This is a genomic window from Iodobacter fluviatilis (genome assembly GCF_004194535.1).
Classification (GTDB): domain Bacteria; phylum Pseudomonadota; class Gammaproteobacteria; order Burkholderiales; family Chitinibacteraceae; genus Iodobacter; species Iodobacter fluviatilis_A.
The window spans coordinates 893449-908039 of the sequence record NZ_CP025781.1 but is presented as its reverse complement, the minus strand read 5'-3'; the positions used below and the strand labels follow the sequence as shown (position 1 = coordinate 908039).

The 14591-nt window shown below is 47.5% G+C and carries 13 protein-coding genes; 1 reads left to right on the top strand and 12 read right to left on the bottom strand.

Features of this window, described 5'->3' with window-relative positions:
• Positions 1–25: 25 nt before the first annotated feature.
• The 9 genes from C1H71_RS03925 to C1H71_RS03885 form a co-directional block, all read right to left on the bottom strand.
• Positions 26–1321, bottom strand: coding sequence for an aminopeptidase P N-terminal domain-containing protein (locus C1H71_RS03925; RefSeq protein ID WP_130105404.1), 1296 nt, complete (start codon positions 1319–1321; stop codon positions 26–28).
• A 468-nt stretch (positions 1322–1789) separates the two neighbouring features.
• Positions 1790–2650: a M48 family metalloprotease gene (locus C1H71_RS03920; RefSeq protein ID WP_130105403.1), complete on the bottom strand. Its 861-nt coding sequence runs from the start codon at positions 2648–2650 to the stop codon at positions 1790–1792.
• Between the two features lie 2 nt (positions 2651–2652).
• Positions 2653–3171, bottom strand: a complete 519-nt coding sequence (locus C1H71_RS03915; RefSeq protein WP_130105402.1) for an SH3 domain-containing protein — start codon at positions 3169–3171, stop codon at positions 2653–2655.
• A gap of 10 nt (positions 3172–3181) precedes the next feature.
• Entirely contained in the window at positions 3182–4993 is a 1812-nt protein-coding gene (locus tag C1H71_RS03910; RefSeq protein ID WP_130105401.1) for an adenylate/guanylate cyclase domain-containing protein, read from the bottom strand.
• A 146-nt stretch (positions 4994–5139) separates the two neighbouring features.
• Positions 5140–5871: a YebC/PmpR family DNA-binding transcriptional regulator gene (locus C1H71_RS03905; RefSeq protein WP_130105400.1), complete on the bottom strand. Its 732-nt coding sequence runs from the start codon at positions 5869–5871 to the stop codon at positions 5140–5142.
• A gap of 421 nt (positions 5872–6292) precedes the next feature.
• Positions 6293–6769, bottom strand: a complete 477-nt coding sequence (locus C1H71_RS03900; RefSeq protein WP_130105399.1) for a YybH family protein — start codon at positions 6767–6769, stop codon at positions 6293–6295.
• Positions 6770–7009: 240 nt separating this feature from the next.
• Positions 7010–7429, bottom strand: a complete 420-nt coding sequence (locus C1H71_RS03895) for an organic hydroperoxide resistance protein (RefSeq protein ID WP_130105398.1) — start codon at positions 7427–7429, stop codon at positions 7010–7012.
• Positions 7430–7591: 162 nt separating this feature from the next.
• On the bottom strand, positions 7592–8035 hold the full coding sequence (locus C1H71_RS03890; RefSeq protein ID WP_130105397.1) for a MarR family winged helix-turn-helix transcriptional regulator: 444 nt from the start codon (positions 8033–8035) through the stop codon (positions 7592–7594).
• A 218-nt stretch (positions 8036–8253) separates the two neighbouring features.
• Complete coding sequence (locus C1H71_RS03885; RefSeq protein WP_130105396.1) at positions 8254–9468, bottom strand: NAD(P)/FAD-dependent oxidoreductase; 1215 nt, start codon at positions 9466–9468, stop codon at positions 8254–8256.
• A gap of 256 nt (positions 9469–9724) precedes the next feature.
• Here C1H71_RS03885 and C1H71_RS03880 point away from each other — a divergent pair, with 256 nt between their 5' ends.
• Complete coding sequence (locus C1H71_RS03880) at positions 9725–10306, top strand: 3'-5' exonuclease (protein WP_130105395.1); 582 nt, start codon at positions 9725–9727, stop codon at positions 10304–10306.
• A gap of 845 nt (positions 10307–11151) precedes the next feature.
• On the opposite strand, the gene C1H71_RS20590 is transcribed toward C1H71_RS03880, so the two are convergent.
• The 3 genes from C1H71_RS20590 to C1H71_RS03870 form a co-directional block, all read right to left on the bottom strand.
• Entirely contained in the window at positions 11152–11319 is a 168-nt protein-coding gene (locus C1H71_RS20590; RefSeq protein WP_188053575.1) for a hypothetical protein, read from the bottom strand.
• A gap of 144 nt (positions 11320–11463) precedes the next feature.
• A complete protein-coding gene (locus C1H71_RS03875; protein WP_130105394.1) occupies positions 11464–12006 on the bottom strand; it encodes a cysteine hydrolase family protein in 543 nt (180 codons plus the stop codon).
• 170 nt (positions 12007–12176) lie between these two features.
• Positions 12177–14342, bottom strand: coding sequence for a glycoside hydrolase (locus C1H71_RS03870; RefSeq protein WP_130105393.1), 2166 nt, complete (start codon positions 14340–14342; stop codon positions 12177–12179).
• Positions 14343–14591 lie beyond the last annotated feature (249 nt).

Genomic DNA, 14591 nt, shown 5'->3' with positions numbered 1-14591 from the left:
TACACCCACTTTATAAATCAGCTAACTACCTCGCCATTACCGCTTCAATTTCTGCTACGGTTTTAGGGCAAGAGGCGGTGAGGTTTTCCATGCCATTTGGGGTAATGAGTACATCATCTTCGATACGCACTCCGATGTTTTCAAAGTGCTTGGGTACATTGGGGGCTGGGCGGATATAAAAGCCTGGCTCTACCGTCATAACCATGCCCGCTTCTAGCTTGCGCCATTCACCTTGGATTTTGTAAGCGCCTGCGTCGTGCACATCTAGCCCCATCCAATGACCTGTGTTGTGCATATAAAACTGCTTATAGCTGAGCGATTCAATGGCTTCATCCAAAGAACCTTGGAGCAGGCCCAAATCGAGCATACCCTGCGTGAGCACCCGAACTGCTGCTTCGTGTGGGGCGTTCCAGCTTTGGCCAACGCGGCAAGCGTCTAGCGCGGCGTATTGTGCGGCTAGGGTGATTTCGTAAACGTCTTTTTGCGGGCCGCTATATTTGCCATTCACCGGAAAAGTACGGGTGATATCAGATGCGTATCCTTCGATCTCGCAACCGGCATCAATCAAGATTAAATCGCCATCCTGAAGTCGTTTGTTGTTTTCGCCGTAATGCAGGCAGGTGGCATTTGCGCCTGCGGCCACAATGCTGGAGTAAGCAGGGAAGCGGCTACCTTGACGATAATAATCGTGCAGAATTTCGGCTTCTACTTCGTATTCCATTTGGCCAGGGCGGGCAAAGCGCATGGCGCGGGTGTGAGCTACCGAGTTAATCAGCCCCGCTTTACGCAGATGCACTAGTTCAAATTCATCTTTAAATAAGCGCATTTCGGCAATCGTGCCGCGCACATCATGGATTTCATTGGGGGCGGTAACGCCACTACGCACCTTGGCACGCACTCCGTTTACCCAGCTGCTGACTCGGCTATCCCAGGCGGCATTGTGGCCAAAAGGGGTGTGAATGCGGGGCTGATTTTGTAAAAGCTCGATCATTTTATTATCGAGCTCTTCAATTGAATAAGCGGCATCAAAGCCAAACAGCTTGCTGGCCTCTTCTGGCCCATGACGATGGCCATCCCAGATCTCGCGTTCTAAATCTTTAGGGCGGCAGAACAGAATATTTTGCATGCTGCCTGCTTGATTTATTTGCACAAAAATAGCATCGGGCTCGTTAAAACCCGTGAGGTAGTAAAAGCTCGAATCATAGCGAAATGGATAAGTTGTATCGGCATTGCGAATGATTTCTGTCGTATTCGGCACAATAACCACACCAGCAGGTAAGCGTGTGGACAAGGTTGCACGGCGGGTTACGTAAGGCTGCATGGTGTCTTTCCCAAAGAATGGTAGGCAGATTATACGGCGAGGCGTAGTGCAGCACGTGTTTTTACTTACTTGTGGATTTTACTTATTGTGTTGGGATCGGAGAAGTCCGCATGTGCGCTAACTAAAGTCAAAAGACTTTTTATTAGTGCCTTCGGCACGTTGATTTAGGTGCGGGCGTCCCGCTGGACCTTCCTTTCTTGTGTGGCCAAGAAACGAAGCCAAGCCACAACTTCAAAAACACGAAGGCTCCTGCGCTGTGGACAATCGAGGCGGCGGCGGGCGGGATTGGCTCGTTCCTCGCTCCCAAGCGATCCCCCGCCCCGCTTGTTCCTCGCTCCGGCGTGTTTCAAGGGGACTTTAAAAGGCCCTATGCAAATAGCGTGGCTATTATGCTTTTTCGCTGTTTGCTAATACAAAAAGCTATGTGCTTAGCGCGTATGGGGTTTCACCCGACCTACATGGTGGGGCCTATTTTTTTGCCGTACCTAACGATGCTTTAATGGTTTGAAAGCGTTTGGTGCTTTCTGCTCCGCCGGCGTAATTTTCTAATTTGTCGCCAATGACGTTTTCAATGGTGTTGAGCCTGTCGCTTGGGCTGGGATGGGTGCTGAACATCAGCGCCACTGTGCCCTCCGCAGGGTTGATGCTGCCTAGTGTTTGCAATACCGAGACTAAGCCGTAGGGGTTGTAGCCTGCTCTGGCAGCTAAAACCATGCCGCCGATGTCGGCTTCAAATTCATCACCTTTGTCTAAGCCGCGAACGAATAGCTCTAAAGCGCCTCGGCTACTGAGCGATACCAGCTGAGAAGCGGCACTGTTTTTAACGTTATCAGCACCCGCTTTGGCAACATTTCCGCCTACTTTTTGCCATTTGCCAGATTCAATCGCCTGCATGTGATGGCGTTTCAGTGTGTGGGTGATTTCGTGGGCTAATACGCCTGCTAGTTCTGCTTCATTGCGAAAGGTATCAAACAGGCCTTTGGTCAGCAGGATATAGCCGCCGGGTGTGGTAAAAGCGTTGATGTTTGGGCTATCTATTACGCCAAAGTGGAACATCATTGTGGGCTGCTCTGATTGCTTAACTATCCACATGCCAACTTGGTTTACATATTGTTGCAAGGCTGGCGAGGCAACGAGTGGGGCTGCACCGAGTAAGAGCGAAGCGGCTGAAGAGCCAATTTCTTGCTCTTCAGCAGGGGTGGCTTTATGAAAGGCGTCGGCGGTGTTTTTTACCCCGTCGATTAAATTACTGATATCCAGTTTGCCAAAATCAAAGGCAAAGGCTGCAGCAGGGAATAAGCAGGCCAACATCATTAGACGGATACGCATGATTAGTTTCTCCTGTTTTTTGTGTTGCTGTCATCGCTGCTAGAGGCTTTTTCCATGGCGATATACGCCACTTCTTGTGCGATCAGCTTTTCTTTAGCGGCGCTTTTTTGCGCATCTGAGTCACTTGCCGTGTAGTTTTTTAGCTTGCTAAGTTCTTCAGGATTGGGCTGGGCATTTTGCAGCTGCTCGGCGGATAGCCCTTTTACGCCGGTGGTGACGGTGCTGCCAGAAGAGCCCGTTTTAAATGGGTTTAATGAGGCTAAGCTGGTGCTACTCTCGCCTGCTTTGCCTGTTCTAACATTGAGCAATTTAATCCAGCCGACGAGTTTGCTATCGCTCTTGACCTGCATCCATGCGCCTTGGCGCATTTGGATATCCACCACATTGTCTTTTTTAAGCTGGCCAATCACCGTTGCGTCCAGAAAAGGCTTGTCGCGTAAATCAGAATCGCGAATCACGCTGGCGGGCTCAGCCCAAGCGCCGCTGCTTAGGGCAAGTAGCAGCCATAGTCGTTTTTTCATGATGTTTTCCTTACGAATTTAAACGGGGTTCAAACAGCTCGACTTCTTGCTCGCGGCCTTTCACATGAAAGCTGCCGTGCGGTACAAATTGAAAATGTTCATTGCAGGCCAGCCTCGTGGCGTCAGATACCAAGACGCGGGAGATGCCCTTAGTCAGGCCTTCGATTCGTGACGCGAGGTTGACTGAGTCACCAATAATCGTGTAATCCAAGCGCGCATCCGAGCCAATAAAGCCGACCACGGCGGGGCCGGTGTGCAGGCCAATGCCGATATCAAAGTCAGCGCCTAAATCGGTTAGCTCGGTTTTAAATTTGACCAGTGCAGCCGACATTTCAATGGCGGCGGCAACGGCGTGTTTGGCGTGCTCGCTATCATTCATGGGCGCGCCCCAAAACGCCATAATGGCATCACCGATAAACTTATCTAAGGTGCCGCCGTGGCGAAATATAATCTCGACTTGCTGCGAGAAATAGCGGTTGAGCAAGCTGACAATGTATTCAGGGCTGCGGGTTTCAGATAGCGTGGTAAAGCCGCGAATATCAGAGAATAAAATGGTGAGTTGGCGCGATTCTGCCTGCTGGCTGGTATTAATTTCGCCTTGTGAAACCAATTGCTTCACCACGCGTTGGTCTAAAAATCGCCCAAAGAGGCTGATGGCTTGCTCGCGCTGGGCTTTTTCAGCCAGATAAGCAAATAGCGCCGCTAGCCAGTAATAAATCCAAGCCCATGTGGTGGCTGCGGCGATAGACCAATATTGGTTTCGGCTTAGCCCAAACCAAAATAGGGCTAAGCCCGCTAGCGTAATAAGCGTTAAATAGCCGCCCAAATACAGGGTATTTACTTTGTGCTGAAAGCCTAAAAACAACATGGCCATCAGGAATAAGCCTAGCGGGGCAAATTTGCCTCGATCCGGCGTTTTTAGCCAGTCGCCGTTACGCAGATTATCAATCGCGGTGGCAAGGATTTCTACCCCAGGAAAATTGGCCGATAAAGGCGTAGGGCGCAAATCTTGCAGGCCAGGAGCGGCTGTGCCAATGATGATGATTTTGTCTTTTAATTCATCAATGGGGCGCTGGGGTTTTTCGCGGTTGAAATCTAGATATAGATCGCTGTAGCTGATATGCCGGTGCATTTTTGACCAATTTAGCCGGATATCGGCCCCACTGGGCTTGGGCCAAGCTAAATCTGATGCTAGGCGCTGCGGCATGGATGGAATCCGCCAACCTGCGGTTTCGATATACATCCAATAATGGCGGCCAATGCCGTCGCGGTCTTCTTTGAAATTAATTAGCCCGCCGCGCCAAGATTCAGGTGGTAAAACTAAGGGCAAGAGCAGGGGGGCGCGGGCATCCAGCTTGGCTTGTTTGGTTTTTTGTAAGCCATAAATAGCAGGTAAATCGATCAACTTAGTGCCAATGCCATCCACCAAAAGCGTACTGGGTAGATAAATATTGTGCTGCTGCGTAACCGTGTCTCTAAAGAGCTGATCGCTGTCCGCACGAAAGCTGTCTGCTTCATTAAACAGCACATCAAACACGATGGCTTTAGGTTGGTGGGCGGCAATTGCGGTGAGTAGCTCGGCATGAATTGCCCGTGGCCAAGGCCAGCTACCCGCCACTTCATTCATAACTTCTAGGCTTTTCTGATCAATATCGATAATGACAATATCGGGTGCAGCGGCCCGCTGGCTGGCCGTTTTTGCCAACACCCAGTCGCCACCACGATCATCAATCACCGCAGTAAAATTCAGCCAGCCGTAATCCAATAACAGCAAACTGCTGAGTAAGACAAGAATTGAAAGGTAGGAGAAACGTTGCAGCATGAAGCGCTCGTCAGAATGTTTCCTGATCTTTATAGCGCATGAATGAAAAAGCCCGCATTAGAGCGGGCTTTCATTGTTGATATGCGGATGGAAAAACATGTAAACACCGCATAGGTGTTACCGATTTTTTTAGGCCTTAGCAATCATCAATCTTCTTCGTCCATCACTGCGGTGGTGTAAACCGCCTGTGCGTCATCGAGGTTTTCTAACATATCTAAAAGTTTTTGCATTTTTGCCACATCGTCACCCAGAATTTCGGTTTCTGCCTGTGGTTTCATGGTCACTTCGCCCATTTCTGCCTTAAAGCCGGCTTTTTCTAGCGCGTCTTTCACGGTGATAAATTCGTAAGGCGGGGTGATTACTTCGATGGAGCCATCGTCATTAGTGATGATGTCGTCCGCTCCTGCTTCCAGAGCCACTTCCATCAAGGCGTCTTCCGGTGTACCAGGGGCAAAGATCAGCGTGCCGCAGTGTTTAAACTGAAACGATACGCAGCCATCTGCACCCATATTGCCGCCGCACTTGGCAAAGGCATGACGCACTTCTGCCACTGTACGAACGCGGTTATCGGTTAGGCAATCAATCATGACTGCTGCGCCGCCAATACCGTAGCCTTCGTAACGGCATTCAACGTAATCTACACCTTCCAAATTGCCCGAACCACGCTCAACCGCGCGTTGTACATTGTCTTTAGGCATATTTGCGTCGTAGGCTTTATCAATGGCCAGACGTAAACGCGGATTGGTTTCAATTTCCGGGCCGCCCATTTTGGCTGCCACGGTAATTTCTTTAATCAGACGAGTAAAGAGCTGGCCGCGTTTGGCGTCCTGGCGACCTTTACGATGCTGAATATTTGCCCACTTTGAGTGACCTGCCATGCTCGAATGTCCTGTTAAAGCCAAAGTTTAATGGCGGATTTTAGCAGAGAGAGGGCAGAAGGAGGAGAGGGGGATTCTTTGCTTGTAGCGGATTTGGCAAAAAAGCAGCGCCATTTGCTTGATCTGGGGCAAATAGTGATTGATCTTTGGGTGTTTACAGCATGTCGCCTCAATAGTGGAATGTGGTTTTGAGTGCCATGTATTTTCGGGTTGCACTGGGTTAACGGCCGCTAATCAAATACTGGCAGGCTCTGCTTATATTTTTTGCGTAATGAAAAATATGATTGCTTTGGTACGCGTAGAAAAAATGAGCGGGATAAATAATGAAGTTCTTTTTTACTAAAAAGAGGGGCGTTGTTATTTTAGATGAAAAATGGAAAACGGCAGTGAATCTGCCGTTTTCCATTTTGTTTACTATCAATTACTTGGTATTTTGTTTGAGTACAGCAAAATGATCAAATGCAAGCATCCATCGACCATTTTTTTTAACCCATTTTTCTTCATAAATATCGCCGCCGCCAATATTCATTGACCATTTGGCAGAGATTAAAACCGTTTTCTCATCAACTTGCTCTGCTTTAATTGCTTCATATTGCAGATTGTTGGCCCCTTTTTGAATTAAATCGGACCAAAATGCCTGGATAGCGGGACGTCCCTTGTATACGCCGAATGGTTCTGCTTCCATTACAGCCTCTTCCATATAAGTCTCTGCGCATTGAATAGCATCTCCCTTGTTGAAGGCTGCAATCCACTGACGGCTTGCTTCCAGGGCTTCATTAAGTGCAGCTCTATTTTCTGTTTGAGTTTGCACCATATTGTTTCTAAGGCCTTCTGCATAAGTTGGAAGTGATATTGTGCTGATAGATAATAAGCAAATGGCTAAGGTTTTTTTTATCATCGTTTTGTTTCCTGAAAAATAAATTATATTGTTTATTTAAGGCTATGCCATAACATGGCATACATGATATTTTTTAATTTATCGATAACAGAAAAATTGTGATTGCTTTATCTTGATTAATCAATAAATTAATTTGTTTGCTGATCAGGTTTTAATTATTTTAATAAAATAAAGTCGTGTCATGAGTACGACTTTATTTCTAGATAAAGATAAACCCAATGGGCAGATGTTCTGATTTTTTTATAGAACAGCCAGCGTGACTTCAATATTGCGGCGAGTGGCGTTGGAGTAAGGGCAAACTTCGTGCGCTTTATGCACAAGTGCTTCGGCTGCGCTGCGATCCATACCTGGAATGGATACATTCAGCGTCACTTGTAAGCCAAAACCACCTTTGCCATTTGGGCCGATTCCTACTAAGCCATTGACTGAAGTGATTGCTGGCAGCGTGATTTTTTCTGCTGCAGCTACAAATTTCATTGCGCCGATAAAGCAGGCTGAATAACCTGCTGCAAACATTTGCTCAGGATTTGTCCCTTCGCCACCTACGCCGCCTAGCTCTTTGGGCGTGCTTAACTGCACATTCAATTTTTCATCATCAGAAGTGGCGCGGCCATCACGGCCGCCAGTTGCTGTTGCATTGGCTGTGTAAAGAATTTGCATCGGATGCTCCTTGGTTTTTATATAAAAGTAGCGGCCCTGTCAGGTCGATGAGTTAACTATATTACACAATTAAATTGTGCACAACTTAATTGTGTAAAAAACCCCTGTAAAAGGGAATAGGTGGGGACTAGATGGCGGATATAGTCAGCAGAAACACACTTTTTAGCGCAGTGTGTTTAGGCCATCACGGATTTGGGTCAGTTGGCCGCATAGCTGCACTAGCGTTTCAGTGCTTTGCCCGCTGGCGCATAAAAGCTGCCCAGGAATCGTTTGAGCCGCTTCTTTAAGCGCTTTACCATGAGGGGTGAGGGTGATACGCACCTGGCGCTCGTCTGCTTTATCGCGCTGGCGAGTCAGTAAAGCGGCGCTTTCCATACGTTTAAGCAGCGGCGTTAAAGTGCCTGAATCTAGAAAAAGCGCTTTACCGATGTCTTTAACTAATACATCGTCGTGCTGCCACAGTACCAGCATCACCAGATACTGCGGATACGTGAGGCCTATTTTTTCTAGTAGCGGCTTGTAAGCTTTGGTCATCGCCAGCGAGGCAGAGTACAAAGAAAAGCACAATTGCTTATCAAGGCTAAGTAAGTCTAAATCAGATTTCATATCGTCTTTCAGGCAGGGGTGAAGAGGCAGCTGCTAGTTTAGCGTGCTTGGTGTGAGTAACACGATCAAATTTATACAGAGGGCCAACTGATCATGCGGCGATGATGGTTGGCTATCCATTTTACGGGTAGCCACTTATTGGCACCCGCTGCAAAGGGACTTGAGAGTTAGGCAGCAAGCAGATGACGTTAAATGCTTTCGCCGAGTTTAATCATTTATTATTCTACTTTTGTTTTAACTAGCCATTCTCTGCCTCGTAATAGTCCATGCCAATACACAATGGCTAATAGATGGCGTTTGATAAACCAATTAAATCTTCTCGGGATATGTGGAGCCAGAAATTTAAATGTAGGATCAAGTACGCCATTATAGGCAAACTCAGCTAATACAATTTTGCCATTTTCTACCGTAAGTGGGCAGCCGCCATAGCCATTATAAATAGCTTTACTGCTTAACCCAGATAAATAACTGATGATATTAATGGCAACAACTGGTGCTTGTTTACGAATGGCTGCAGCTGTTTTGGCATTGGGGCTGGATGCGGCATCGCCTAATGAAAAAATATTTGCATAGCGTATATGCTGCAAGGACTGAGGGTCTATCTCTACCCAGCCTGCTGCATTGGCCAGCGGGCTATTAGCAATAAAAGGGTGGGCGCATTGTGGTGGCACAACATGCAGCATATCGAATGCTACTTCGGTAGATACAATACTGCCATCGGCATGAGTATGGGCAAAAGTAGCTACTTTTTTTGCGCCATCTACTTTTGTTAACGTGCTAGAAAAATTTAAATTAACACGGTAGCGATCCATATATTTATTAAGGATGGGAATAAAATAAGCTACTCCAAATAACGTTGCACCTGCATTATGAAACTGCACCTCAATATTGTTGAGTATTTTATGTTTTTCCCAGTGTGAACAAGATAAATAAACGGCTTTTTGTGGTGCGCCAGCACATTTAATTGGCATGGCTGGTTGGGTAAATAAAGCCACGCCACTTTCTAATTTTTTTACTAATTGCCATGTATAAGAAGATAAATCACTGCGATAATTGGAAGTGACTCCATTTTTCCCCAGTGTTTCTTCTAATCCTTCAATCGCAGACCAATTTAAGAATAAGCCTGGGCATACAATTAAAGCGCGGTATTGCAATATATTATTATTCTCTAACGTGATGCTATTTTTATCTGGGTGAAATATCTTTGCCGCTGATTGAATCCACTCTACAAAGCGTGGCATGACCTGACTCATGGGCTTAACGCTTTGCTTAATATCGAACTCCCCAGCACCCACGAGTGTCCAAGCGGGTTGATAAAAATGTTGTGTGGTCGGCTCCACAATCGCAATTTTTAACCCTTTCTGCCGTTTATTAATAGCTTGCGCCACGCCCAAGCCTGCAGCACCACCGCCAATAATCACAATATCAAACATATTTTCTCCTTTGTTACATGAGTAGTCAGTTTTATTGTTTGTAGCTGGTAAATGTGCCATTGTGTTGAAAGAGTTATCTTTAAAAAGGCTATTATTTTTTAAAATGATGATTTGTTTTGAAGGGATGCTGATTTACAGCATGCTTAATTTGTTGGCATTCAGTTATAGTTGGGAGCTATCTGGTTTTTTCTTTTGATCTACTCGATTAGAAAGTCTCTTTGTTTTTCACAAATTTTCAGCTTTTAGCTAACTGCCCATGAACCCAGACATTATCCTCCCGCCCTATCCCGGTATTTTGCTTAGCCATGTGCATCTGGTGCAATCCTTGCAAGAAGCAGAGCAGGCTTGGGGTACATTAAAAAACGCCGATGTACTGGGCTTTGATACCGAATCCAAGCCTGTGTTTTTTAAAGGCCAACAATCCAACGGCCCCCACCTTATTCAGTTAGCAAGCGATACCGAGGTATTTTTATTCCCCATTTTGCATGCCGGCCAAACTACGACGGTAGTAAAGGCCTTGTTGGAGTCCCCGCAGATTTTAAAAGTAGGATTTGGCTTAAGTGATGACCATAAACGCTTACACGCCAAGCTAGGGATTATGCCAAATCATGTTTTAGATTTATCCAGAGCCATGCGTGAAAAAGGCGCAGGGGATTTGGGGGCAAAAACAGCGGTGGCCCAATTTTTTGGCATGCGCTTACAAAAATCCAAAAAAGTGAGTACTTCCAACTGGGCGGCCTCACCCTTAAATGAGCGGCAAATGAAATATGCCGCTGACGATGCTCAGGTCGCACTCTTGGTGTATCGCAAATGGCTGGCTTTGAAAGCCCTTAACTAAAGGGATATCCGCTGCCTATGGGGAACGTGTGAGATTTTTTAATCGCGGGGTGATTTATTTAGGGCTATCTTTTTTTTGATTTTGCTAAAAACTAGAATTGAGCTGGGTGCGGGAGAGATTCTCTTAGCACCCAGAGTGATTTAGCTAGCAGCCTGTCGGACTTAGCATCAGTCAGCTGCAAAATCACCTGATCGGCCTATATTTCACCAGATTTTTGACCAATAACTCGTTATTGGCGCTGCAAATCCGGCAAAATCTAGTCTCGACCATGCGATTTTTCGCTTCGACCGTCTAAGTCCGACAGGCTGCTAGTGAGTAGAATACGCTCTACTACTTTGCGTGAAATGTCGGGTCTCGGGTAATCATACCCCCATGCGTAGTTGGCCCTTGTTCATGGCGAGGGACATCATGCATGATCTGATTAACCAACGGCCCCCCAGACAACATGCACCACTCCCCGAGTACGGGCTGAAATCCAAGCATCATCATTTTCTGTCGACGCGCTAGCCAAACAGTACAACCTTACCAAGACTACCGTGCGTAAATGGAAATCACGTACCGATACACAAATCGATCGCATTGCCCGCATACGCTTTACACCACGCTGGCACCTGCGTAGGAAGTTATTGTGGTCTAGCTGCGTCGATTGCTGTTGCTGCCCGTGGATGACATGCTGGTGATGACTAAAGAATTCATCAATCCTGCGGCGTCCCGCGCTGGCTTGTGTTCATGTTTTTCGCGTTATGGCGTGAACCAACTCAAAGAGCTGAGGCCGGTGGATGAGTTTGAGGTTAAACCCAGCAAGACCTTCAAAAGCGATGATCCGGGCTATCTGCACGTCGACATCAAATATCTACCGAAGATGCCCGATGAAACGCAGCGTAGCTATTTGTTTGTCTTGGTAAACTCGTTTCAAACTTCGCCCATACGCGGCGAAAATCTCTGATTGAATTAAACCCCGCTAATTCGGCAATTTTCTCTAGGCTATGGTTGGGATTATCCAGCAGTTTCATGGTGATTCCTAATGGACAGACGCTCAGCTTATAAGGTAACTGCTCTCTGTATAAGCTACAGAAAGGCATAAATTGATGGTAGCAGCAGGGCTTATACCCACTTAGTTTTAGCGGGCAGGGTGTTTGACCCTGCCCATGCCCTGCTTATAGTGAATTGATGCAAGCTTTGCTACTGACAATATTGGCAAAGCGCCCAGCCAGTACCACTTCGGTTCTTTCTTTGATCTCTGCGGCGCTGAGGGTACGGCCGGTTTGCGGGTGGCTCATGGCAAAGGTGAGCGTTGCGTCTGAGATAAAATCGACTTCATAACCTATATCACTGCCTACTCTGGCGGTGGTTTCGCAGCATTGCTCGGTGCGGATGCCAGTAATGAGCAGCTTAGTGATCTTACGTTTACGCAGCCAGTAATCTAAGCCAGTATCGCTAAAGGCGTTGTGTACATGCTTATGAAATACCACATCGTGCTGCGGTGGCAGCCAGTCTAGTGGGGTAACCAAGCCCGATTCAAGGGCAAACGGGCCTCCTGCAACATGAAAAATACGCACGATAGGGACATTTTTTGCCACGCAGGCTTCGATCAGTTGGCTGATGTTTTGCTGAAACTCTGGTACATCGTCTTCTACCCAGAATGGGCGTTGCAGGAAGGATTGTTGCACGTCGATCACGATCAGCGCTGTATTTGGCATGGTTTATCTCTCTGTAGTGCGTTGGGATGAGTGAGAGATTAAACCTGCATGCTTGCCTTGCTAATGGGCGGATTGGCCAAATTAGGGACGGATTACGCCAATATATCTTTATAGAAAATAAATGCCGTAATCCGTCTTAAGCGTGCTTCGCGGATGTTGGTTTATAAAGCTTATGGCCACTTAGGTGATTGAAAAACCAGCGTTTTGCCATCGGGCATGATTGCCAGCACGCTTAGTGCGGCAATGGTGTGCTCGCCTTCTTTAAATATGTCACTGCCAAAGTTAGCAATCAGGCGGGTGCCGTCGCTAAATATCGTTTCTTGCACGCTGCCAGCGCTGTTTTTCCAGCTAAAGCCGGTCATGGCCTGATAGGCCAGCCGCTGATGCATTGGGCGGAAGAAGGCGTCTAGCTGTTTGAGATAGGGTAGGCGTTTGGCGTTGGTTTCCAAGCTTAGATTAAGCAGTGGCGGCACATTGTAAAGCTGCTGCATTAACTCGGTACTGGCACGGCTTTGTTTGAACTTTAAGCTGTCGAGCGTCCAATGATGAGTGGTAATCACGCTGTCGTGAAACGCGGCTTGGAATAAGGGCACGCGTTTAGCTGGGTCAAAAAATAGTGATTGGTATTCTGGCTTAATAGAGACTGTTTTAAAGAAATACTCCGGTTGTTGGCTGGGCCACCAGCGGCCTAGGTAATAAGGTGAAGCCGTGTTTTTACGCATATCGGCATCGGTCCAGCCAAAGCCGCGTGTTTGTGTACCGTGGGCAAAAGCCACTTGGCTATTGGCAACGGCGTGGCCGTCTTCAGAGCCCACGATGATGCCCAGCTTTTTTGCTATCCATGCCATACCGTCTTCACGGTTTTTGGCGTCTTGTGCTTCTGAAGTGGGCTTGGCTGGGTCGTAGTCGTCAAAAATCATGCCGGTGGCGGCTACGTCTAAAAACCAGCTGTTATAAGGGCTGGCGGCTTGGATTTTTGGCACACGTTTTTCTAGTAGCGGGCGAACGCAATCTTGATTTACATACACGCCTTCGCCTTGAAAGCCCGTTTTACGCTTACCGTTTTTTAGCATAATGCCGCAGCGTAAAAACGCGTCTTGGCCAAGTTGGGCTGAGCGCCAGCTTGGGTTGTTATTGCCATCGGGCAGGGCAGTATCGTAAGAATCATAAGGGCCAACTAAATAGCCCGCCAGACGCGCCGCTGCAACCGCCTCTGGGTTGGCGTAGCCTGCTTCCCAATCGGGCAGGCCTATCCATAGTTTGGGCAGCCCAGCTTTTTCTAAGGCTGTGATCATTTTTGTAGAAGCGCCTTCGCCCCACTGCTTAGGATTGGTCAGCGCCTTGCTTAGATGCTGGCTTAGCCAGCTTTTACGCGTACTAAATTGCGCTGCATCGTGGCCAGGGATTTGCTGTTTAAGCGCTTCATCTAGGCTATTGAGCAGCACTCCCTGCTCGTAGTGGTTTTGTTTTAAATCTTTAGCCAGTAGCGCTTTGTGGCCCGTGCTGTCTAGTTTTAAATCTGTAGCGATGATGGCTTTTGCGAGCTGATTCCAATCTGTTACATCTGCCGTGCTCAGCAAACGCTGGCCCCATACATAAACATGGCTGGCCCCAAGCAGCTTTTCACCCTCTTTTGCTGCGGCTAGTTTTTCTTTTAATGAAGTAAACTTACCGTTGGCTATGGCCCATGCACGGTAGCGTTTGGCTGGAGATAACCAGTCTTTACCATTTAAAGCAATTTGCACTTCGTATGGGCGCTGAAAATCTAAGCGACTAAATTCATGTTTAGCGGAGATGGCTATCCCTTTGGCATCGGGGGCAAAACTCAGCTCATTATTAAATGGGTTAGCAAATAAAACAGACACGATATGCTGACCGTAATCCAAGCCTAAAACCGGCAGGCTTAAGCCTTCTGTGGTGTTGATTCCTGAGTATTCTTGGCCTAATGCCTTGCGCCAAGCCGCATCTTGCGTAGGAATATAACTGCCTTCAAATAGAGGCAGTAGCAAGCCTTTAGCCCCAGAAGGGATCAAAGGCCAACTGATTTGGCCGCTTTCTGTGTGGCTAAATTTAACGGAAAGCACCGCGCCATTAAGCTGAGTTTCTACTTTTACCCTATTGCCCCATAACCAGCTGGCTTGTGCTGCTGTTTGCTTAAGCTCGGTAACGCTGACGGCCTTGCTTGGTATTGAAAGCGTGAGCGGCGAGCCATCAGCCAGCTTTGCGGTTGCTGCCAACGTGGTTGGATCGATATCGATTGTCCAGTCGCTGCTGGCTAGGGTAAGGGCTTGAGCCAGCGGGCTAAGTGCCAGCAGTGGAAGAATAAAGTAGCGCATGGAGCCAGCCTGAAGTGAGGAGAGATCTGATTGTAGGGAGCACACGCAGGCTGGCAAGGGGACTAAGTTACTATTAACGCTAATTTCTCTGAGTGCTTGCTTAAGCTTGTCTAATTGACCAACTGCCACTGCAACTGCCAGCACAGTACCCAGTGCTAAGCCACAAGACGCGCAGTATTTTCCGGCCCAGCCCTTCGGGTTGCCTACATTTTTGGGGCGGAACGAAAGTTAAAAATCGCTCATGGAACT